Below are 19,142 nucleotides of genomic sequence, written 5' to 3'. Positions count from 1 at the left end.
CGGGCCGGGACGAAGCCGACGGGTGCGGTGCCGGACATGGACGCACCAGGAGCACGCGGACCGAAGACCGACGAGGTGCGCCGGGAGCGGGGCCACCGGGGAGTGCCGGACGGGGCCGCGGAAGACCGCGGCCCTCCCGGGACGCCGCGCGGTGGAGCGGAGCGGGAGGACGAACAAGGATCGTGGCGAACATTGTTCGTTCCGTTGATCACCGACCCTAGGCAACGAACAGCGTTCGTGTCAAACGGTGTTCGTCGGGGCTTAGGCTCTCCCCATGAGCACCCAGCCGACGAGCCGCCGGGCGCGCCCCGCCAAGGCGCCGCTGAGCCGCGACGTGATCGTGCGCACCGGACTGCAGGTCCTGGACCGCGACGGCCTGGACGCCCTGACCATGCGCCGGGTCGCCCAGGAGCTGGACACGGGGCCGGCCTCGCTCTACGTCTACGTCAAGAACCGCGACGACCTCATGGCCGCGATGCTCGACGAGGCCCTGGGGCAGGTGCCCCTCACCGCCGAAGGCACCTGGCAGGAGCAGCTCCTGGCGCTCGCCGCCGCGACGATCGAGGCGATGGGCCGGCACGAAGGGCTCGCCAACGTCGCACTCGGCGGCATCCCCACCGGGGCCAACGCCCTCCTCGTCCTCGACCGCATGCTCGCCCTGCTGAAACAGGGCGGTCTGGACGACGCGACGGCCGCCTGGGCCGTCGACCTCCTCCATCTCCACATCGTCGCCGCCGGCGCCGAACAGAGCGCGTACGACGTCAAGGAGACGGCCGAGGAGGACTACATCGCCGAAGTCGACCGGCACTACGCGTCGTTGCCCGCCGACCGCTACCCGATGATCACGTCCCTGCGCGAGCCGCTGCTGTCCGGAGGCGACCGTGCGACCTGGGCACTGCGGGTCCTCGTCAACGGCGTCCTCGGCACACCCGCAGGCTGACCGCGGCACAATGGCGGACATGCCCGCACTCCCCGAGCACCCCGCCCACGACGACCTGCGCGAGCGGTGGGCGACCGCCGTCATCCAGGCGCGCGACACGGACGAGTGCATGCCCTCGCCGTACCGCTACGCCGACGCACTGCTCACGCGCTGGGCGGAGCCGCAGCGCCGCTACCACACGACCGATCACCTGCTCGCGGTCCTCGACCGGGTCGACGTGCTGGAGCGGTACGCGGACGACCCGGCGCTGGTGCGGCTGGCCGCCTGGTTCCACGACGCGGTCTATCTGCCGGAGCGGTCCACCAACGAGGAGCGCTCCGCTCGGCTCGCCGAGCGCGCCCTGCCGGAGCTCGGCGTCGACGAGGCCCGCACCCGCGAGGTGGCCCGTCTCGTCCGCCTCACCGTCACCCACGCCCCCGAGGACGGCGACGGCAACGGCGCGGTCCTGTGCGACGCCGACCTCGCGGTCCTGGCGGGCGGCGCGGAGGACTACGCCGCGTACACGGCCGCCGTCCGCGAGGAGTACGGGTTCGTGCCGGACGACGCGTTCCGCGCGGGCCGGGCCGCGGTACTCGGCCAACTCCTGTCCCTGCCACGCCTGTTCCGCACCCCGTACGGCGCGGAGCACTGGGAGGCCGCGGCGCGCCGCAATCTGGCCGACGAACTGGCACTGCTCGCCCCCTGACCCGACGACCCCGTTGATCCCCGGGCCCGGGCCCTGCATGCTCGCCCCATGACTCTTCTGACGATTCCCGCGCACCGGGTCCGCCTGGTCGAGCTGTCCCGGGACGCCGCGGCCGAGCTCTCCGCCGGCGGCACCGGCGGCTTCGACTGGATCGACGGCGGCCCGTACGAGGGGACGCGGGTCGCGTCCGGCAAGGTCGTGGAGGCCCATGAGGCCGGGCGGCACCGCACCGGCTGGGGGGTCTACGTGATCATCCGCGCCGAGGACGGCCGCGCGCTCGGCGCCATGGGCTTCCACGGCGCCCCCGACGAGGAGGGCCGCGCCGAGGTCGGATACGACCTCGCCGAGGCGGCCCGCGGGCGCGGCTACGCGACCGAGGCGCTGCGCGCCCTGACCGCCTGGGCCTTCACGCATCCGCAGCTGCGTACGCTGCGCGCCCGCATAGACCCCGACAACGCACCGTCCCACGCGGTGATCACCCGCGCCGGCTTCGCCCCGGCCGGAACGGCGAAGGGCGGTGCCGGGGAGGACGTGATGGCGTACGAGCTCACCCGGTGACGCAGCGGGCGCGTGCTGCTTCCGCGGCGCGCCGCCGGCCGGGGTCACGGAAGCGCCACCATGCGTCCGGCGCGGCGGCGCGGCCCCGGGAATGACGTCGGTGATCATCGTGTTGTCACGTGATATGCCTGCTCCGACCCGGCGCGCCGACGGCGCCGACCGCTCCCGTATGCCCCTCGCCGTCTACATCCTCGGCCTCTCGGTCTTCGCGCTCGGTACGAGCGAGTTCATGCTGTCGGGGCTGCTGCCGCCGATCGCCGCGGACATGGGCGTGACGATTCCGCAGGCGGGCCTGCTGATCTCGGCGTTCGCGATCGGCATGGTGGTGGGCGCGCCGCTGCTCGCGGTGGCGACGCTGCGCCTGCCCCGGCGTACGACGCTGGTCGCGCTGCTCACCGCGTTCGGCCTGGGGCAGATCGCGGGCGCGGTCGCCCCGTCGTACGGGGTGCTGTTCGCGTCCCGCGTACTGAGCGCACTCGCCTGCGCCGGATTCTGGGCGGTGGGCGCGGCGGTCGCCGTCGCGATGGTGCCGGTGAACGCGCGGGCCCGCGCGATGGCGGTCATGATCGGCGGCCTGTCCATCGCCAATGTCCTCGGTGTCCCCGCAGGCGCCTTCCTCGGCGAGCATCTGGGCTGGCGGTCGGCCTTCTGGGCGGTCGCCGCGGCCTCGGGCCTGGCCCTGACCGGCGTCCTGGCGAAGATCCCACCGATCCCCCTGCCGGCCGAGAAGCCGCGGCTGCGGCGGGAACTGCGCATCTACCGCGACCGTCAGGTGTGGCTGTCCGTCGTCGTCATCGCGCTCGCCGCGGGCGGCGTGTTCTGCGCGTTCAGCTATCTCGCGCCGCTGCTGACGGACGTCGCGGGCCTCGACGACAGCTGGGTGCCGACGGTCCTGGCGCTCTTCGGGCTGGGCGCGCTGATCGGTACGACGATCGGCGGCCGTGTCGCCGACGCCCATCTCTTCGGCGTCCTGCTCTCCGGTACGGCGGCGTCCACGGTGCTGCTCTCGGTCCTGGCACTGCTCGGCCACCACGCCGCCGCCGCGATCGCCCTCTCCTTCCTCCTCGGCGTCTCCGCCTTCTACACGGCCCCGGCGCTCAACGCCCGGATGTTCAACGTCGCGGGCGCCGCGCCGACCCTCGCCGGTGCCACCACCACGGCGGCCTTCAACCTCGGCAACACCGGGGGCCCCTGGCTCGGCGGCGCCGTCATCGACGCCGGCTTCGGCTTCTCCTCCCCGGCCTGGGCGGGCGCGGCCATGACCCTCACCGCGATCGCGGCGACGGCGGTGTCCCTGCGTCTGCACCGTCGTACGGCGTCCCGGGTGGTCACGGGGTCCGGGCCGGCGACCGCCGTGCCGAGCGGCGCCGAGGCCCGCGAACGGGCCCACTGAGCCCGCGTCCTCCCCCCGGCCGAGGCCGGGAACCCGCGGGCGGCGGCGGAGTCCCGCATCGCGGAACCCGGCCGACGGTCACCGGAACCCGCCGCCGCAAGCCGACTACGCCGGGCGGCCCTTGGGCCTGCGCAGCCCCGACTCCGTCAGCAGCCGCACCACTTCACGGGTGCTGACCTGCACCGCACCGGCGGCCACGGCCGTCTCGTACCGGTGCGAGGGCAGGTCGTAGTGGTCGCGTTCGAAGGCGCGCGACGGCACGCCGATCCTCCCGGCGAAACGGTGCAGCTCGTCGTACGACACGTCGCTGATCAGATGCGACCACAGACGGCCGTGCCCCGGCCAGGTCGGCGGGTCGATGTAGACCGTCACGAGGGCGGGATCCCGAGGTCGGTGATGCCGCCGAGCGAACCGACCGCGGCGACCTTCACGCCCGCCTTGCCGCACACCCAGTGCGGGTCGGGCCCCAACTCCGGTTCCACGTCGAGGGCATGCGGATCGCCGGAACCGCACACGGGGCACAGCGGCCACCGTCCGTGCCGCTCCAGCAGCGCGTCCTGCACGTCCTGCGCGACGAGCCCCGCGACGTACTCCGCGCCCTCCGGCCACTGCTCGACCCACCAGCGCCGCTGTGCCACGGACTCCTCGACCATCGACACCACGTCCGCCTGGGCGACATCGCCCGCGACGAGGTCGGCGAGCACGAGGGCACGGGCCGCGTGCAGCGCCTGCTCCAGGGGGGTGATGTGCTCCATGGACTCATTGTGCGCTCTGTTCCCCTTCCCCGGAGCGCGAACCCGGCGAACCGGGGCCCTGCGGCACCCTTGACCCCGCACCGCACCGAAAATATCTTTCAACTGTGACCCATGACGTGAAGGAAATTTTCGCGGGCGACGCCCCGCCCGCGCCCGCCGCGCTCGCCGCCAAGGTGCGCACGCTCGCGCCGTCGATGACCCGCTCCATGCAGCGGGTCGCCGAAGCCGTCGCCGGCGACCCCGCCGGCTGCGCGGCTCTCACCGTCACCGGCCTCGCCGAGCTCACCGGCACCAGCGAGGCCACGGTCGTGCGCACCGCCCGCCTCCTCGGCTACCCCGGCTACCGCGACCTCCGGCTCGCGCTCGCCGGCCTGGCCGCCCAGCAGCAGTCGGGCAGGGCGCCCGCCGTCACGGCGGACATCGCCGTCGACGACCCGATCGCGGACGTGGTGGCGAAACTCGCCTACGACGAGCAGCAGACCCTCGCCGACACCGCCGCGGGGCTCGACACCGTCCAGCTCGGCGCGGCCGTCGCCGCGCTCGCGAGCGCCCGCCGCGTCGACATCTACGGCATAGGCGCCTCCAGCCTGGTCGGCCAGGACCTCGCGCAGAAGCTGCTCCGCATCGGCCTGATCGCACACGCCCACGGCGACCCGCACCTGGCGATCACCAATGCGGTGCAACTGCGCGCCAAGGACGTCGCGATCGCCATCACGCACTCCGGCTCCACGGGCGACGTCATCGAACCCCTCCGCGTCGCCTTCGAGCGCGGCGCGACGACCGTCGCGATAACCGGGCGTCCGGACGGCCCGGTGTCCCAGTACGCCGACCACGTCCTGACGACCTCGACGGCCCGCGAGAGCGAGCTGCGGCCGGCGGCCATGTCCTCCCGTACGAGCCAACTGCTCGTCGTGGACTGCCTGTTCGTGGGCGTGGCCCAACGCACCTACGAAACCGCCGCCCCCGCACTCTCCGCCTCCTACGAGGCCCTGGCCCACCGTCACAGCCCCCGCAGCATCCGGCGGACCTGACGCCGCCGCAGCCGCATCGCCGCCGCTGCGGACGAAGCTCCCCGCACACGCCCGGGCGGGGCGCCTCCGCCGCCCCGGAGGACGACCGTCCCCAGCCGTGGCACCACGTCGACCCGAACCGCGAAAGAGCCGTCCCCATGAACACCGCCCCCGGCGCCTACGGCGCCCTCCGCGCAGAGCTGGACGCCCTCACCACCGAGGCCTTCCGCCCCGAGCTCTCCGAGATCGACCAACTCCCCACCCTGGACATCGCCAAGCTCATGAACGGCGAGGACGCCTCGGTCCCCGCCGCCGTCTCCGCCCAGCTCCCGCACATCGCCGCCGCCATCGACGCCACGGCGGCCCGGATGGCCCGCGGCGGCCGGCTCGTCTACGCGGGCGCGGGCACCGCGGGCCGCCTCGGCGTGCTGGACGCGTCCGAGTGCCCGCCCACGTTCAACACGGACCCCTCCCAGGTCGTGGGCCTCATCGCGGGCGGCCCCACCGCGATGGTCACCGCGGTCGAGGGCGCGGAGGACTCCCGGGAGCTGGCAGCGAAGGACCTGGACGGCCTCGCCCTCACCGCGGACGACGTGGTCGTCGGTATCTCGGCCTCGGGCCGCACCCCCTACGCCGTCGGCGCCGTCGAACACGCCCGCGCCGCACACGGAGCCCTGACCATCGGCCTCTCCTGCAACGCGGACAGCCCGCTCGCCGCCGCCGCGGACCACGGCATCGAGGTCGTCGTCGGCCCCGAACTGCTGACCGGCTCCACCCGGCTGAAGGCGGGCACGGCCCAGAAGCTCGTCCTGAACATGCTGTCGACGATCACGATGATCCGCCTGGGCAAGACCTACGGGAACCTGATGGTCGACGTGCGTGCGTCCAACGACAAACTCCGCGCCCGCTCCCGCCGGATCGTTTCCCTCGCCACCGGGGCCTCCGACGCCGCGATCGAGGCGGCCCTGACCGCGGCCGACGGCGAGGTGAAGAACGCGATCCTGATCATCCTGGCCGAGGTGGACGGCCCCACCGCGGCACGGCTGCTCGACGAGGCGGACGGCCACCTGCGCAGAGCGCTCCACGCCTGACGCGACCGGGGCGGGGTGGCGGCGACGACCCCGGGGCGCGGGCGCAGCGACTACGGCGGCCACGGCCACCCTTCCCGGCAATTCCCCCCATCGCATGCCAAGCTGCATGACCATGGGACAAATCGATTCACCAGGCGACCGCTCCCACGCCATCGCCGCCGCGATCCTGCCTCTGGTCGGCGGCGCCGGGAACGTCACGTCCGTCGCCCACTGCATGACCCGCCTCCGCCTGGGTCTGGCGGACCGCTCGCTCGTCCGGGGCGAGGCCCTGGCGGCGCTTCCGGCCGTGCTGGGCGTCGTGGAGGACGACACGTACCAGATCGTCCTCGGCCCGGGCACGGTCGCCCGGGTCGCCCCGGAGTTCGAGAGACTGCTGACGACTCCGGCACCCGCGATGTCCGCGCCCCCCGCGAAGGCCGTGACCGCCGAGGCCCTCGCCGCACAGGGCGAGGCCCTGCGTGCCGCGCACAAGGCGAGGAACGCCACTCCGGTGAAGCAACTCCTGCGCCGCATCGCGAACATCTTCGTCCCGCTGATCCCGGCCCTGATCGGCTGCGGCATCATCGCCGGACTGGGCGGCGTCCTGGTCAACCTGGGCCGGCTGCCGTCCCTCACCCCGGCGCTGACGGCCACGGCCTCCGGTTTCATGGCGCTGATCGCGGTGTTCGTGGGCTTCAACACCGCTAAGGAGTTCGGCGGTACGCCCGTTCTGGGCGGGGCGGTGGCCGCCGTCACCGTCTTTCCGGGCGTCGCGCACATCACCGCGTTCGGCCAGAAGCTGTCTCCGGGTCAGGGCGGGGTGCTCGGCGCGCTGGCCGCGGCGGTGCTCGCGACATACGTGGAGAAGTGGTGCCGCGGCTGGGTCCCGGTGGCGCTGGACGTGCTGGTGACCCCCACCCTCACCGTCCTCCTCTCCGGACTGGCCACGCTCTACGGACTGATGTACGCGGCCGGAGAGGTCTCGGCGGCCATCGGCACCGCGGCGAACTGGCTGCTGGACAACACGGGGGCGTTCGCGGGGCTCGTCCTCGGGGGTCTGTTCCTCCCACTCGTCATGCTGGGCCTGCACCAGGCCCTGATCCCCATCCACGCCACGCTCATCCAGCAGCAGGGCTACACGGTGCTCCTCCCCGTGCTGGCGATGGCGGGCGCGGGCCAGGTCGGCGCGGCCGTCGCGGTCTACCTCCGGCTGCGCCGCAACCACTCCATCCGTACGACGATCAGGTCCGCGCTCCCCGCGGGAGTACTCGGCGTCGGCGAACCCCTGATCTACGGCGTCTCGCTCCCTCTCGGCCGCCCCTTCCTCACCGCGTGCGCCGGCGGCGCGGCCGGCGGCGCCTTCATCGGCCTCTTCTCGATGCTCGGCGACAAGGTCGGCTCCACCGCCATCGGCCCGTCCGGCTGGGCGCTGTTCCCGCTCCTGGCCGGCAACAGGAGCCTCTCCCTCACGGCGGCGATCTACGCCGGCGGCCTCCTCACCGGCTACACGGTCGGCTTCGCGGCGACGTACCTCTTCGGCTTCAGCAAGCAGATGCTCCGGGACCTCGACCCCGACGCCCCCGAGCCCACACCGCAGACCGATGCCGCGTCCCCCCGGACCCGCACGTCGAACGCGACGGGCTAGGGGGTGTCCCTCCGGATCACGCCGGGCCGAGAGGGGGCCTGGCACGCACCCCGGTCTGCGTGACCGGCAAGGCGCCGCCTAGTCGACCGGGAAGGCGGACGTGTCCGGGGCCTGGTCCTTCGCGACCATTGCGGCGGTCATCGCGGGTCCCTTCGCGTGGCCTGCGGAGGGCGAACGTACCTCGGCGTGCTTGCGACTGCGTGCGATGCCCACCAGCGTCCCACGATCGCGTGAACGGCGCACCGACCCGGGCTCGTCACGGCAGCCGTCCGCGCCGGTTCAGCTCGCGCACGCGGGCCCGCAGCACCTCGCCCGCCGGGGGCGCCGGCCCCAGCGCCTCCGGCGGACAGTCCCACTCCCGTCCGCCGCCCGGCGGGCGCAGCTGTACGTACCCGCCCACGTGGCCCATGACCTGACCGATCCGCCCGTCGCGGGTGTCGACGGCATACGTCCCCGGGTCCGGAGCCCCGGGCGACGGCTGCTCACCGATCGCTCCCCAGCCGCTGGTTGCGCGGCCGGTCCCGCCGTGAGCGCTCTCCTCGCGCCCGCTCACTCCGGCGCCCGCTCCGTGCCCGCTCATTCGGTGTCACCGAGCCCGTGCAGTACCGCCGCCAGTCGCAACGCCGTGTCCAGGTTGCACCGCCCCAGCTCGACCAGGGGCAACGGCTCCGCCGCCGCGACCGTCAACGGGTCCACACACAGCGAGGGCAGCACGACCCCGGCCCGTCGCAGCCCCTGCCGCAGCTGTTCCACGACCTCCTCGGCCGCCCGCACCCTGTCCTCCGCACTCAACGCCATGCGATTCACCCACATCCCTCCATACCGAGTGTTTTCGTTCCCTCACTCAGCGTGGCCATGCGTGACTGACCCGAACGGTGACGGCGAACGGCCCTCCGGGCGCCGCGGGAATCCGCTGGCCCCGGTCGCACCGGTGGCGGAGGATGACGCGCATGAGGACCGGCTCCGACCACCCCCCGAGCACCGCGCCGCGCCACAAGTTCCGCCGCGGAGACGGCAGTAGGGACACCCGCGCCGCGCTCGCCCCGGCATCCCGGCCCGCCGTCGGGGTGGCCGGTTGAGCGGCGACGACGGCTACGAGCCGGTCTTCCGCAAGAGCCGCTGGGGCACGAACCGCTACGAGTACAACCCCGACAACCCCGTGGGCATGGCGTTGATCGTCCTCGCGGTCCTGGTGCTGATCGGCGGGCTGTACTACCTGCACGACAGCTCCGAGTGGAGCCGGGACGAGTTGCACGACGCAACGACGGAGGCGGCGGCCGCACTGGAGAAGGAGCCCCACGTCAGCGACGACTCGCTCGGCTACGACATGCTCATCGAGGACGCCATCGACAGGACCGGCGAGGGCCCGTCCTTCGGCGCCCGGGTCGAGCGCGAGGACACCCACGAGACCCGCGACTACGACGACTACACCGTCACCGGATCCGGAACCGACGCCGCGTTCTGCATGCGCATCGCCGAAATACCGCACGGCGACGAGGTGATGCTGAGGGCCACGGTCACCGACGGCGCGTGCGGGGGCTTCTAGGGCCTGTCGTCACACCCTAGGCGGCGTCCTTGTTGGCCTTGAGCTTCCGCCACACCGCGCTGAGCGCCTCCAGGTCGTCCTCGTCGAGGAGGTCCGTGAAGACGGGGGCGAGGCACTCGCGGCGGGTGGTGTCGGCCGCCTCGAAGAGCCGATGGCCCTCGGGAGTCAGCGAGACCTCGACGGAGCGCGCGTCGCGGGGCGAGGGGGTGCGGGTGACGAGGCCGCGGCTCTGCAGGGCGTCGACGACGCGCGAGACCTGGCTGCGACTGAGCATGGTGCTGTTGCCCAGGACCGAGGCCGGGACGGGGTCGGGGCTGGAGGCCAGCCAGAGCAGGACCTCGAACCAGGAGACCGGAAGGTCGTGCGCCTTGCTCAGGGCGCGGTCCACGCGGTCCGTCAGAACGGTTCCGGCCCAGACCAGCCCGTAGAAGGCGTGGTCGGCCACGGGCATCTCCGCCTGCGCGAGCTTCTTCTTCGGCATGTCATCAGCTTAGCGGTTGCGTGTACACGCACGTAAGCATTACGGTGTGTGTACACGCACTCAAATGTGCCGACCTCCTCGGCATCCCCGTGCCACGAAAGGCCTCCCCATGTCTTCCCAGTCCCCCAAGGTCGTCCTCATCACCGGCACCTCCTCCGGCATCGGCCTCGCCGCCGCCGTCTCCGCCGCACGCCTCGGCTGGACGACGGTCGCCACGCTGCGTGACCCCAGCCGTTCCGACGCCCTGCGCAAGGCCGCCGCCGAGGCGGGCGTGGAGCTCGACATCCGCCGGCTCGACGTCACGGACGAGGCCTCGATCACGTCCGCGATCGACGGCGTGCTCGCCGACTACGGCCACCTCGACGCCGTCGTCAACAACGCGGGCGCCGGACACCTCGGCACCCTGGAGAACGAGTCCGTGGCCGAGGTCCGCAAGGTCATGGAGGTCAACTTCTTCGGCGTGCTGAACGTCTCGAAGGCCGCCATGCCCCACCTGCGCGCCTCCGGCGGCCGTCTGATCACCGTCACCAGCGTCGGCGGCGTCATCGGCCAGCCCTTCAACGAGGCCTACTGCGCCGCCAAGTTCGCCGTCGAGGGGTACATGGAGAGCCTGGCGCCCGTGGCGGCGGCGCACGGCGTGGCCGTCTCCGTGATCGAGCCCGGCGCCGTGGCCACCGAGTTCGTCGCCAACGTCGGCGTCGACCTGGAAGCTGCCGTCGCCGAGGCCGGGGTCTACGCGCCCCAGTTGAGCGCCTATCTGAACCGCACCGTCGCGCAGTTCCTCGACGGCGCGCAGACCGCCGAGGGCGCCGCCTTGTCGGTGATCGAGGCGCTGACCGCGGACGAGCCCGTCTTCCGCCTCCAGACCTCCGACTGGGCCCGCGGCTTCGTGGGCACCAAGCTCACCGACCTGGAAGGCTCCGCGGTCCTCGGCCTCACCGAAGGCTGGGTCGCCTGACCCGCACCCGCACCCGACGAGGGGGCGGCACCCGAGGGCGCCGCCCCCCTCGGGCATGCCCGGCCCGATCGGCAGGACACCCCCTAGTGCTGCATACGGCGGCCCGCGACGGCCCCCGCCGGGAGCAGCTCCGCGCCCGCCGTCAGCACCTCCTCGGCGGCCTCCGGCATCAGCGTCTCCTCGATGAAGGTGACGGCCCGGCGCAGCGCGTCCCCCGACTGGTACGGGAAGTCCGTACCGAGCATCAGCCGGTCCACCCCGTACGTGTCGGCGGCGGCCCGCAGCGCGGGCTCGTGACCGTGGGCGACGGTGTCGTAGTACATGCGGCGGGCCGCGACGCCCGGCATCTCGGCGATGTCCGGCGCCTCCCACGGCACGTGGTCGTCCGCGCGGGGCAGCAGCATCGGCAGCGCGCCCCCCAGGTGCGCATGCACGATCCGCACCCGCGGGAAGCGGCTCGGAATGCCCTCGATCATCAGGTGCATCGCGCAGATGGTGTCCTCCATGGGCGCGCCGACCATCCAGCGCATCCGGTTCTCGGCGACGAGCGGCGACCCGGCGTCCCGGCCGGCCGGATGCAGACTCAGCACCGAGCCCCTGCGGTCCAGCTCCTCGAACACCGGAACGAAGACCGGGGCGCCGATGCTGCGTCCGAGGACCGACGTCGTCACCGCCGCCCCGGCCATCCCCAGTTCGTCGAGCGCCCGTGCCAGCTCCGCCAGGGAGGCGTCGAGGTGCGGCAGGGGCAGCGCGGCGAAGGCGGAGAACCGGGTCGGCCAGTCGCGTACGACATCGGCGTAGAGGTCGTTGGCGTAGCGCGCGGCCCGTACCGCCTCGGCCTCGCCCGGGAAGTACGGGGTCTGCGGCGAGACGCTCAGGATCTGGTGCTCGATGCCGGCGGCGTCGTTCGCCTCGAACCGGGCGTCGAGCTCCGCCGGCGTGTCTCCCGCTCCCAGCCCCCGCTGAGTCGCCGTGTCCTCGCGCCCGTAGGACTCCAGGAGGCGGAGATACCCCTCACTCCACAGGTGGGCGTGCACATCGGTCCGCATCATGTTCAGCTTCGCGCCGCCCGCAAGCGGTGTCCACCGGACCCACGGGCCGGAACGCCCGCCCGGGCACCGTCCACGCGAACCGCGCGACGACCGCGGCGACTACGAGCGCGCGTGGCGGGCCCGGGCACATGGGCGAGGGCGGCGTTCACCGGGGCAGCGTGGGGACGGGGCGGCAGGACCTGATGTGCTCGGCCGCCTGCTCGATCCAGGTGTCCTGTGCGCCGCGCGGCGCGGAGGTGATCCGGTCGAGCGCCGCACCGAACCGCCTGCCGTAGTAGTCGGCCGGCGAACCGATCCGGTTACGGACCACGGCCTCGAAGAGGAAGGTGTCGGGGTAGCCGCCCGTCGCCTCCATCGGATGCGTCGCGCAGTGGGGCGGCGGCTGCGGGAGGGCGGCCGCGAACAAGGCGTCGGTCAGCTGGGCCTCGCCCTCCGACGGCCCGCTCAGCCGGAGTTCGGCCGCATGGCCCGGCGGCGGCGTGAGCCCGGTCGCGTAGAACCTGCGGTTGAGGCCCGACAGGGAGCCCAGGCCGAGGTCGACCCGCTGCACGGCGGTGCGGACCGCCGGCAGCAGGTGCCGGTCCTCCGGCCAGAGGCATGCCGTGGTCCGGCCGCTGCCGACGCAGGCCGCGTGTGCGGGCTGTGGCTTGCGCACGGCCCAGTACGGGTCGGGGGCCGGCGTACGGAACATGACGAGCGCGGCGCCCGTGCCGCACGCGACGAGCGCGACCGTCGCCAGGGCTACGGGCTGCGGCCCGATCGCACCGGTCCCGCGGCGGCACAGCACCGGCACGGCGAGCAGAACCAGCGCCAGCGCCAGACACCAGGTGGTCGCGATGAGCATCCGGGGGACGTTCGGCTCGAAGACCGTGTCCCAGTGTTCGTCGATCGCGGGGAAGAGCCTGTTCAAGGGGCTGTCGGGCACGCAGGCCAGGGCCGCGAAGAGGGCGTACCAGAGGAGACCGGCGAAAGGTGCGCAGACACGGGACGGAAGCGCCGCGCCGAATGCCACCCCCGCGCCGGTCTGCAGGCCCAGCATCCCGGCGCCGAGCAGCAACGGGCTCCACACGGGCCCGTCGGCGTCACCGACGGGCACGGTGCGCGTGACCGCGACGGCGGCGAGGACGGCGTAGGCCAGCAGCGCCCACAGCCAGGCGGCGAGCCACTGCACGAATGCCCGGGTCCATCCGCTGCGGGGCGCGGTGTCCACCCAGTCCCCGGTCCGGTGGCGGAAGGAGCGCCCCGCTCCCCAGGCCGCGGCGCTGCTCATCACCGGGCCCAGCACGATCACACCGAAGAGCTGTGTCTCCAGGCTCGTCTGGGTCCACCAGCCGATCCAGTCGCTGTCGTCCGGGCTCTCGGAGGCGAAGTACACCCAGCCGACGAACCCCACGAGACAGGCGGCCCATTTCGCTTCGGCGCGGCGCATCTCGATCAGCAGGACGCGGATCACCCGACGGCCGCCTCGGCGCCGGCCAGATGCAGATATCCGGCCTCGACCGCCGCGCCGTCGACGTCCGCGCCCTCGTCCCCGGTGTCCGTCCGGGGCAGCCGGCAGAGTTCGGCGACGGTGCCCGTGAAGCGGACCTCGCCCTCCACAAGCACCGCGATGCGGTCGCAGACACGGGCCGCATCCCCGGCGAGGCGCATGCTCATCACCACGGCGCACCGCTCCCCGAGTTCCCGGATCAGCGTGCGGAACCCCACCCGCTGCGCGGGGTCGAGCCCGGCCGTGGGCTCGTCGAGCAGCACGAGGGACGGCGCGTTGACCACGGCCTGCGCGATGCCGACACGGCGCAGCATCCCGCCGGACAGTGCCCCCATCCTCCGGTCGGCATACCGCTCCATCCCGACAAGCCCGAGCGCCTCCCGCGCCCGCTCCCGGCGCACCCCCGACGGCACTTCGCGCAGCCAGGCCGCGTATTCGGTGAACTCCAGCACCGTGAAACGGGGATGGAAGCCGAACGTCTGCGGCAGTACGCCGATCCGCCGCCGCAGGCGCCGCACCTGCGAACGGCCCTGCGCCGACTCCCCCAGCAGCGTCACCGCCCCCGACCGGGGTCTGCGGGCCGTGCTCAGCAGGGACAGCAGGGTGCTCTTCCCCGCCCCGTGCGGACCGAGCAGGCCGGTGACCCCGGAGGGGAAGTCCAGCGAAACGTCGTCGAGGGCGGTCAGGGCCCCGTAGCGGACCGTCACACCCGTGACCACCGCCAACGGGGCGGCGCCGGCCGCGGCGGTGTTGTCGCGCAAGGACACGATGTTCCTGATCAGCTCTGGGTGTTCACGCGGCGGCGGAGAAGGACGGACGGCCGCCGCCGGTCTCTCCGGCGAAGGCTTCGGCGACGGCTTCGGCTTCGGCTTCAACGACGGGGGCCGGCACGGCCACGGCCGGCGGCGCCGGGGTGGCCATGGCGGCCGACCTGCGCCTCTTGGTCGTGGAGCGCATGCAATCCCCCCTGCGAACAGGTTCTTTGGTCGCTCTTGACCCTAGGCGGGCGGGCTCAGGGGCCGCACAGAGGGGTTGCGTTTGTGCCGATGGTCACTGGTCGAGAGACATGGCCCGCGGTGCTTGACCGCCCCGTCACCCGTTGATGCGGACGCGGTGCCCTTCGCTCCCGCGTGCGGAAACGCCCGAGGGCGGCACCCCTGGGAGAAGGGTGCCGCCCTCGGAACGTGAAGGACGTGTCCGGTCCGCGGAGGGGCCGGACGCTCCGATCCGCCGGGACGGATCAGAAGTCCATGTCACCGCCCGGCATGCCGCCCGGAGCGGCCGCGGCGGCCTTCTCCGGCTTGTCGGCGATGACGGCCTCGGTGGTGAGGAACAGCGCGGCGATGGAGGCGGCGTTCTGCAGGGCGGAACGCGTCACCTTCGCCGGGTCGATGATGCCTTCGGCGATCAGGTCGACGTACTCACCGGTCGCGGCGTTGAGGCCGTGACCCGGGGTGAGGTTGCGGACCTTCTCCACCACGACGCCGCCCTCGAGGCCGGCGTTGACGGCGATCTGCTTCAGCGGGGCCTCGAGCGCCAGCTTGACCGCGGCGGCACCGGTGGCCTCGTCGCCCTCGAGCTCCAGCTTCTCGAAGACCTGGGAGGCCTGGAGCAGGGCCACGCCACCACCGGCGACGATGCCCTCCTCGACGGCAGCCTTCGCGTTGCGAACGGCGTCCTCGATGCGGTGCTTGCGCTCCTTGAGCTCCACCTCGGTGGCGGCACCGGCCTTGATGACGGCCACGCCGCCGGCCAGCTTCGCCAGGCGCTCCTGCAGCTTCTCGCGGTCGTAGTCGGAGTCGCTGTTCTCGATCTCGGCGCGGATCTGGTTCACGCGGCCCTGGACCTGCTCCGAGGAGCCGGCGCCGTCGACGATCGTGGTCTCGTCCTTGGTGACGACGACCTTGCGGGCGCGGCCCAGGAGGTCCAGCGACGCGTTCTCCAGCTTGAGGCCGACCTCCTCGGAGATGACCTCGCCGCCCGTGAGGATGGCGATGTCGCCGAGCATGGCCTTGCGGCGGTCACCGAAGCCCGGGGCCTTGACGGCGACGGACTTGAAGGTGCCACGGATCTTGTTGACGACCAGGGTCGACAGGGCCTCGCCCTCGACGTCCTCGGCGATGATCAGCAGCGGCTTGCCCGACTGCATGACCTTCTCCAGCAGCGGGAGCAGGTCCTTGACCGAGGAGATCTTGGAGTTGGCGATGAGGATGTACGGGTCGTCGAGCGACGCCTCCATCCGCTCCATGTCGGTGGCGAAGTACGCCGAGATGTAGCCCTTGTCGAAGCGCATACCCTCGGTGAGCTCCAGCTCCAGACCGAAGGTCTGGGACTCCTCGACGGTGATGACGCCTTCCTTGCCGACCTTGTCCATCGCCTCGGCGATGAGCTCGCCGATCTGGGTGTCGGCGGCGGAGATGGAGGCGGTGGAGGCGATCTGCTCCTTGGTCTCCACGTCCTTGGCCTGCTCGAGCAGGGCGGCCGAGACGGACTCGACGGCCTTCTCGATGCCGCGCTTCAGGGCCATCGGGTTGGCGCCGGCGGCGACGTTGCGCAGGCCCTCGCGGACCAGTGCCTGGGCGAGGACGGTCGCGGTGGTCGTACCGTCACCGGCGACGTCGTCCGTCTTCTTGGCGACCTCCTTGACCAGCTCGGCGCCGATCTTCTCGTACGGGTCCTCGAGCTCGATCTCCTTGGCGATGGAGACACCGTCGTTGGTGATCGTGGGGGCGCCCCACTTCTTCTCGAGGACGACGTTGCGGCCCTTGGGGCCGAGGGTCACCTTGACGGCGTCCGCGAGCTGGTTCATGCCGCGCTCGAGGCCGCGCCGCGCCTCCTCGTCGAACGCGATGATCTTGGCCATGTGAAGTGGTCCTCCCGGACAGGGGTGGATTGCTCCGGATCGCGCCTGCGCCCGCGACGGACGGCCTGCATGCCTTGTGGTTCCTTGCCCCACCGGCCTGCGGACCTCACCGACCCGATCCTCGATCTGTCACTCTCACTCGGAGAGTGCTAACGCCAATGATTAGCACTCACCCCTGCCGAGTGCAAGACGCTTCCGTGCCTTCGCCCGCCCGTGCCGCGGCCGCGGCGGGCCCGCCGGGCGGCGCCGGACACGCCGGAGGGCCCGCATCCCCGGGGATGCGGGCCCTCCGTGACGTGTTGTGCCGGTCGCGCGTTTCAGGCGGTCACGCGGACCATGTCGGCCTGCGGCCCCTTCTGACCCTGCGAGATCTCGAATTCGACCCGCTGGCCCTCTTCAAGGGTGCGGTAGCCGTCCATCTGGATCGCACTGTAGTGGACGAAAACATCCGCACCACCGTCGACCGCGATGAAGCCGTACCCCTTCTCCGCGTTGAACCACTTGACGGTGCCCTGAGCCATGCCTAACTCCCCTATTACTGGCCCTTGCACAGGACCGCACTTCGCGGACCCGGGTCAGACCTCACCCCTCCGAATGGTTCGGGGTGTGCGCCGGAACGCGTCGACCGCGGCTGAATGTATCTGTCCAACTGCCGTCTGCAACAGGTCAATCGGACGAGAAATCTGGGCACGACCGATCCGAAATATGCACAGAATGTGACTGAATTCAGGGCAAGTCGGGCCCCGCAAAAGGAATCAATGGCGCAAAAGGGCGCACCAGTTTGGCTGCATCTCGATGGTGCGGGCCAAGAACTCATATGCACCCGGCAAGGTGCGGTGCTGCTGCTTCCCCAACTCTACCGTGCACAACCATGCAGAATTGCCCCCTCCGTTTCTCTCGCGGAGGGGGCAATTCCAGTGACTCTGTGCAGCCGGGACGCTCGGCGGCCACCACGGGGGCGCTCAGCGGCTCAGCACCCGCCGGCCACCGCCGGGATGATCGAGACGCCAGCGCCGTCCGGCGTCGCGGTCTCCAGACCCTGCTCGAACCGCACGTCGTCGTCGTTCACATAGACGTTGACGAACCGGCGCAGCTTGCCCTGGTCGTCCAGGACGCGCGCGGCGATCCCGGCGTGGTTCTTCTCCAGGTCGGCGATGACCTCCGCGAGGGTCGCGCCCTCGGCCGGCACCTCGGACCGGCCGCCGGTGTACGTGCGGAGGATGGTGGGGATGCGGACGTTGACGCTCATGCGAGGCCAGCCTCTCGGAAAGAGTCCAGGTTGGGGCGGATGACTGCGGTCATACCCGTCGTCGGGGCCACCGCGTCCAGGGTCTTCAGGCCGTCACCCGTGTTGACGACGACCGTGGTGAGGGACGGGTCGATGACACCGGCCTCGATCAGCTTCTTCGCCACGCCGAGCGTCGTACCGCCGGCGGTCTCCGTGAAGATGCCCTCCGTACGGGCCAGCAGCTTGATCGCGTCCACGATCTGCTCGTCCGTCACGTCCTCGACGGCGCCGCCGGTGCGGCGGCAGATGTCCAGGACGTACGGGCCGTCGGCCGGGTTGCCGATGGCGAGCGACTTGGCGATCGTGTCCGGCTTCTGCGGGCGCACGACGTCATGGCCTGCCTTGAAGGCCACCGACACCGGGGAGCAGCCCTCCGCCTGGGCACCGAAGATCCTGTAGGGCCGGTCCTCGACCAGACCCAGCTTGATCAGCTCCTGGAGACCCTTGTCGATCTTGGTGAGCTGGGAGCCGGAGGCGATGGGGATGACGATCTGGTCGGGGAGCCGCCAGCCGAGCTGCTCGCAGATCTCGTACGCGAGCGTCTTCGAGCCCTCGCCGTAGTACGGACGCAGATTGACGTTGACGAAGCCCCAGCCCTCGCCCGCCGGGTCGCCGATGAGCTCGGAGCAGAAGCGGTTGACGTCGTCGTAGTTGCCCTCGATGCCGACGAGCTCGCCGCCGTACACCGCGGCCATGACGACCTTGCCCTGCTCCAGGTCGTGCGGGATGAACACGCAGGAGCGGAAGCCGGCGCGGGCGGCGGCGGCGCCGACGGCACCCGCGAGGTTGCCGGTGGAGGAGCAGGAGAGCGTGGTGTACCCGAAGGCGCGGGCGGCCTCCAGCGCCTGCGCGACGACCCGGTCCTTGAAGGAGTGCGTCGGGTTGCCGGAGTCGTCCTTGACGTACAGGCCGCCGGTGACGCCCAGCTCACGGGCGAGGTTGTCGGCCTTGACGAGCTTGGTCCAGCCCGGGTTCAGATTCGGCTTGTCGGCCACGTCGGCGGGGACGGGCAGCAGGGGCGCGTAGCGCCAGATGCTGTCCGGGCCGTTCTCGATCTGCTTGCGCAGGGCTTCCGGATCGCCGCTCGGCAGGTCGTAGGCGACTTCGAGCGGCCCGAAACACAGCTCGCAGGCGAAGATCGGACCGAGCGGGAACAGCTCACCGCACTCGCGGCAGGAGAGGCCGGATGCCGGGCCCAGATCGACGGAGTCGGTGGCGGGTGCAACGGTCTGTACAGCCATGGATGGCGAGGCCCTTTCTCCTCATCTTCCTCATGACGCATCTCGTCATGAGACGGATTTGGCACCTTCCCTAGCCGGGAGCCTCGCGACTGTGCGTACGACGAGAACCGACTGGAGGGTTGCCGGGGCTTCAACGGGCCGTATCCCTCTGCCCCTCTGGATGAGCGG

The 19,142-nt window shown here is 72.0% G+C and carries 22 protein-coding genes and 1 riboswitch; of the genes, 9 read left to right on the top strand and 13 right to left on the bottom strand.

Features of this window, described 5'->3' with window-relative positions; all coding sequences use genetic code 11:
* Positions 1–274: 274 nt before the first annotated feature.
* From ACWCP6_RS06585 to ACWCP6_RS06570, 4 genes are all read left to right on the top strand, one after another.
* Entirely contained in the window at positions 275–940 is a 666-nt protein-coding gene (locus ACWCP6_RS06585) for a TetR/AcrR family transcriptional regulator (protein WP_450931245.1), read from the top strand.
* 19 nt (positions 941–959) lie between these two features.
* On the top strand, positions 960–1,625 hold the full coding sequence (locus ACWCP6_RS06580) for an HD domain-containing protein (RefSeq protein WP_450931244.1): 666 nt from the start codon (positions 960–962) through the stop codon (positions 1,623–1,625).
* A gap of 48 nt (positions 1,626–1,673) precedes the next feature.
* Entirely contained in the window at positions 1,674–2,183 is a 510-nt protein-coding gene (locus tag ACWCP6_RS06575) for a GNAT family N-acetyltransferase (RefSeq protein WP_450931243.1), read from the top strand.
* 169 nt (positions 2,184–2,352) lie between these two features.
* The gene (locus ACWCP6_RS06570) at positions 2,353–3,576 is read left to right on the top strand and encodes a Cmx/CmrA family chloramphenicol efflux MFS transporter (protein WP_450931576.1); all 1,224 of its coding nucleotides are present in this window, start codon (positions 2,353–2,355) and stop codon (positions 3,574–3,576) included.
* 105 nt (positions 3,577–3,681) lie between these two features.
* Here ACWCP6_RS06570 and ACWCP6_RS06565 read toward each other — a convergent pair whose 3' ends face one another.
* Entirely contained in the window at positions 3,682–3,948 is a 267-nt protein-coding gene (locus ACWCP6_RS06565; protein WP_450931242.1) for a DUF4031 domain-containing protein, read from the bottom strand.
* Positions 3,945–4,331: a hypothetical protein gene (locus tag ACWCP6_RS06560; RefSeq protein ID WP_450931241.1), complete on the bottom strand. Its 387-nt coding sequence runs from the start codon at positions 4,329–4,331 to the stop codon at positions 3,945–3,947. The genes ACWCP6_RS06565 and ACWCP6_RS06560 overlap by 4 nt, the downstream gene beginning before the upstream one ends.
* 104 nt (positions 4,332–4,435) lie before the next feature.
* Here ACWCP6_RS06560 and ACWCP6_RS06555 point away from each other — a divergent pair, with 104 nt between their 5' ends.
* From ACWCP6_RS06555 to ACWCP6_RS06545, 3 genes are all read left to right on the top strand, one after another.
* Positions 4,436–5,362 (top strand): MurR/RpiR family transcriptional regulator, encoded by a 927-nt coding sequence (locus ACWCP6_RS06555; RefSeq protein ID WP_450931240.1) that lies wholly within the window; start codon positions 4,436–4,438, stop codon positions 5,360–5,362.
* 137 nt (positions 5,363–5,499) lie between these two features.
* Positions 5,500–6,432: an N-acetylmuramic acid 6-phosphate etherase gene (gene murQ, locus ACWCP6_RS06550; protein WP_450931239.1), complete on the top strand. Its 933-nt coding sequence runs from the start codon at positions 5,500–5,502 to the stop codon at positions 6,430–6,432.
* 106 nt (positions 6,433–6,538) lie between these two features.
* Positions 6,539–8,056, top strand: coding sequence for a PTS transporter subunit EIIC (locus tag ACWCP6_RS06545; protein WP_450931238.1), 1,518 nt, complete (start codon positions 6,539–6,541; stop codon positions 8,054–8,056).
* Between the two features lie 256 nt (positions 8,057–8,312).
* On the opposite strand, the gene ACWCP6_RS06540 is transcribed toward ACWCP6_RS06545, so the two are convergent.
* Positions 8,313–8,636, bottom strand: a complete 324-nt coding sequence (locus ACWCP6_RS06540) for a hypothetical protein (protein WP_450931592.1) — start codon at positions 8,634–8,636, stop codon at positions 8,313–8,315.
* Positions 8,633–8,854, bottom strand: a complete 222-nt coding sequence (locus tag ACWCP6_RS06535; protein WP_450931237.1) for a hypothetical protein — start codon at positions 8,852–8,854, stop codon at positions 8,633–8,635. Before ACWCP6_RS06535 ends, ACWCP6_RS06540 begins: the two co-directional genes overlap by 4 nt.
* 277 nt (positions 8,855–9,131) lie before the next feature.
* Between ACWCP6_RS06535 and ACWCP6_RS06530 the strand changes: the two genes are divergently transcribed.
* A complete protein-coding gene (locus ACWCP6_RS06530; protein ID WP_450931236.1) occupies positions 9,132–9,602 on the top strand; it encodes a hypothetical protein in 471 nt (156 codons plus the stop codon).
* A gap of 16 nt (positions 9,603–9,618) precedes the next feature.
* Here ACWCP6_RS06530 and ACWCP6_RS06525 read toward each other — a convergent pair whose 3' ends face one another.
* Positions 9,619–10,083: a MarR family winged helix-turn-helix transcriptional regulator gene (locus tag ACWCP6_RS06525; RefSeq protein WP_450931235.1), complete on the bottom strand. Its 465-nt coding sequence runs from the start codon at positions 10,081–10,083 to the stop codon at positions 9,619–9,621.
* Positions 10,084–10,192: 109 nt separating this feature from the next.
* On the opposite strand from ACWCP6_RS06525, the gene ACWCP6_RS06520 reads away from it, so the two are divergent.
* Entirely contained in the window at positions 10,193–11,041 is an 849-nt protein-coding gene (locus tag ACWCP6_RS06520; protein WP_450931234.1) for an SDR family oxidoreductase, read from the top strand.
* Positions 11,042–11,124: 83 nt separating this feature from the next.
* Here ACWCP6_RS06520 and ACWCP6_RS06515 read toward each other — a convergent pair whose 3' ends face one another.
* The 8 genes from ACWCP6_RS06515 to thrC form a co-directional block, all read right to left on the bottom strand.
* The gene (locus ACWCP6_RS06515; RefSeq protein ID WP_450931233.1) at positions 11,125–12,093 is read right to left on the bottom strand and encodes an amidohydrolase family protein; all 969 of its coding nucleotides are present in this window, start codon (positions 12,091–12,093) and stop codon (positions 11,125–11,127) included.
* Between the two features lie 145 nt (positions 12,094–12,238).
* Positions 12,239–13,546, bottom strand: a complete 1,308-nt coding sequence (locus ACWCP6_RS06510; RefSeq protein WP_450931232.1) for a DUF7224 domain-containing protein — start codon at positions 13,544–13,546, stop codon at positions 12,239–12,241.
* Positions 13,543–14,343 carry an ATP-binding cassette domain-containing protein gene (locus ACWCP6_RS06505; RefSeq protein ID WP_450931231.1) on the bottom strand — a complete coding sequence of 267 codons (801 nt, stop codon included), beginning with the start codon at positions 14,341–14,343 and terminating at the stop codon, positions 13,543–13,545. The genes ACWCP6_RS06510 and ACWCP6_RS06505 overlap by 4 nt, the downstream gene beginning before the upstream one ends.
* Positions 14,344–14,374: 31 nt before the next feature.
* Positions 14,375–14,539: a hypothetical protein gene (locus ACWCP6_RS06500; RefSeq protein WP_450931230.1), complete on the bottom strand. Its 165-nt coding sequence runs from the start codon at positions 14,537–14,539 to the stop codon at positions 14,375–14,377.
* 283 nt (positions 14,540–14,822) lie between these two features.
* Positions 14,823–16,445 (bottom strand): chaperonin GroEL, encoded by a 1,623-nt coding sequence (gene groL, locus ACWCP6_RS06495; protein ID WP_450931229.1) that lies wholly within the window; start codon positions 16,443–16,445, stop codon positions 14,823–14,825.
* 317 nt (positions 16,446–16,762) lie between these two features.
* Positions 16,763–16,966 carry a cold-shock protein gene (locus tag ACWCP6_RS06490; protein WP_004986573.1) on the bottom strand — a complete coding sequence of 68 codons (204 nt, stop codon included), beginning with the start codon at positions 16,964–16,966 and terminating at the stop codon, positions 16,763–16,765.
* A gap of 449 nt (positions 16,967–17,415) precedes the next feature.
* A complete protein-coding gene (locus tag ACWCP6_RS06485; protein WP_450931228.1) occupies positions 17,416–17,694 on the bottom strand; it encodes a MoaD/ThiS family protein in 279 nt (92 codons plus the stop codon).
* Positions 17,691–18,974 (bottom strand): threonine synthase, encoded by a 1,284-nt coding sequence (thrC, locus tag ACWCP6_RS06480; RefSeq protein WP_450931227.1) that lies wholly within the window; start codon positions 18,972–18,974, stop codon positions 17,691–17,693. The genes ACWCP6_RS06485 and thrC overlap by 4 nt, the downstream gene beginning before the upstream one ends.
* Positions 18,975–18,992: 18 nt before the next feature.
* A riboswitch (SAM riboswitch) is annotated at positions 18,993–19,141 on the bottom strand.
* Between the last annotated feature and the right edge of the window lies 1 nt (position 19,142).

The organism is Streptomyces sp. NPDC002004 (assembly GCF_053593975.1).
The sequence above is the reverse complement of the archived record's forward strand: the minus strand, read 5'-3'. Positions and strand labels throughout refer to the sequence as shown.

What these genes read in the sequence shown, in the direction of transcription:
- ACWCP6_RS06520 (WP_450931234.1), top strand. Translation starts at nt 10,193, where the DNA reads ATGTCTTCCCAGTCCCCCAAGGTCGTCCTCATCACCGGCACCTCCTCC.
- ACWCP6_RS06560 (WP_450931241.1), bottom strand. Translation starts at nt 4,331, where the DNA reads ATGGAGCACATCACCCCCCTGGAGCAGGCGCTGCACGCGGCCCGTGCC.
- thrC (WP_450931227.1), bottom strand. Translation starts at nt 18,974, where the DNA reads ATGGCTGTACAGACCGTTGCACCCGCCACCGACTCCGTCGATCTGGGC.
- ACWCP6_RS06485 (WP_450931228.1), bottom strand. Translation starts at nt 17,694, where the DNA reads ATGAGCGTCAACGTCCGCATCCCCACCATCCTCCGCACGTACACCGGC.
- ACWCP6_RS06575 (WP_450931243.1), top strand. Translation starts at nt 1,674, where the DNA reads ATGACTCTTCTGACGATTCCCGCGCACCGGGTCCGCCTGGTCGAGCTG.
- ACWCP6_RS06585 (WP_450931245.1), top strand. Translation starts at nt 275, where the DNA reads ATGAGCACCCAGCCGACGAGCCGCCGGGCGCGCCCCGCCAAGGCGCCG.
- ACWCP6_RS06500 (WP_450931230.1), bottom strand. Translation starts at nt 14,539, where the DNA reads ATGCGCTCCACGACCAAGAGGCGCAGGTCGGCCGCCATGGCCACCCCG.
- ACWCP6_RS06525 (WP_450931235.1), bottom strand. Translation starts at nt 10,083, where the DNA reads ATGCCGAAGAAGAAGCTCGCGCAGGCGGAGATGCCCGTGGCCGACCAC.
- groL (WP_450931229.1), bottom strand. Translation starts at nt 16,445, where the DNA reads ATGGCCAAGATCATCGCGTTCGACGAGGAGGCGCGGCGCGGCCTCGAG.
- murQ (WP_450931239.1), top strand. Translation starts at nt 5,500, where the DNA reads ATGAACACCGCCCCCGGCGCCTACGGCGCCCTCCGCGCAGAGCTGGAC.
- ACWCP6_RS06580 (WP_450931244.1), top strand. Translation starts at nt 960, where the DNA reads ATGCCCGCACTCCCCGAGCACCCCGCCCACGACGACCTGCGCGAGCGG.
- ACWCP6_RS06535 (WP_450931237.1), bottom strand. Translation starts at nt 8,854, where the DNA reads ATGGCGTTGAGTGCGGAGGACAGGGTGCGGGCGGCCGAGGAGGTCGTG.
- ACWCP6_RS06515 (WP_450931233.1), bottom strand. Translation starts at nt 12,093, where the DNA reads ATGATGCGGACCGATGTGCACGCCCACCTGTGGAGTGAGGGGTATCTC.
- ACWCP6_RS06545 (WP_450931238.1), top strand. Translation starts at nt 6,539, where the DNA reads ATGACCATGGGACAAATCGATTCACCAGGCGACCGCTCCCACGCCATC.
- ACWCP6_RS06570 (WP_450931576.1), top strand. Translation starts at nt 2,353, where the DNA reads ATGCCCCTCGCCGTCTACATCCTCGGCCTCTCGGTCTTCGCGCTCGGT.
- ACWCP6_RS06540 (WP_450931592.1), bottom strand. Translation starts at nt 8,636, where the DNA reads ATGAGCGGGCACGGAGCGGGCGCCGGAGTGAGCGGGCGCGAGGAGAGC.
- ACWCP6_RS06490 (WP_004986573.1), bottom strand. Translation starts at nt 16,966, where the DNA reads ATGGCTCAGGGCACCGTCAAGTGGTTCAACGCGGAGAAGGGGTACGGC.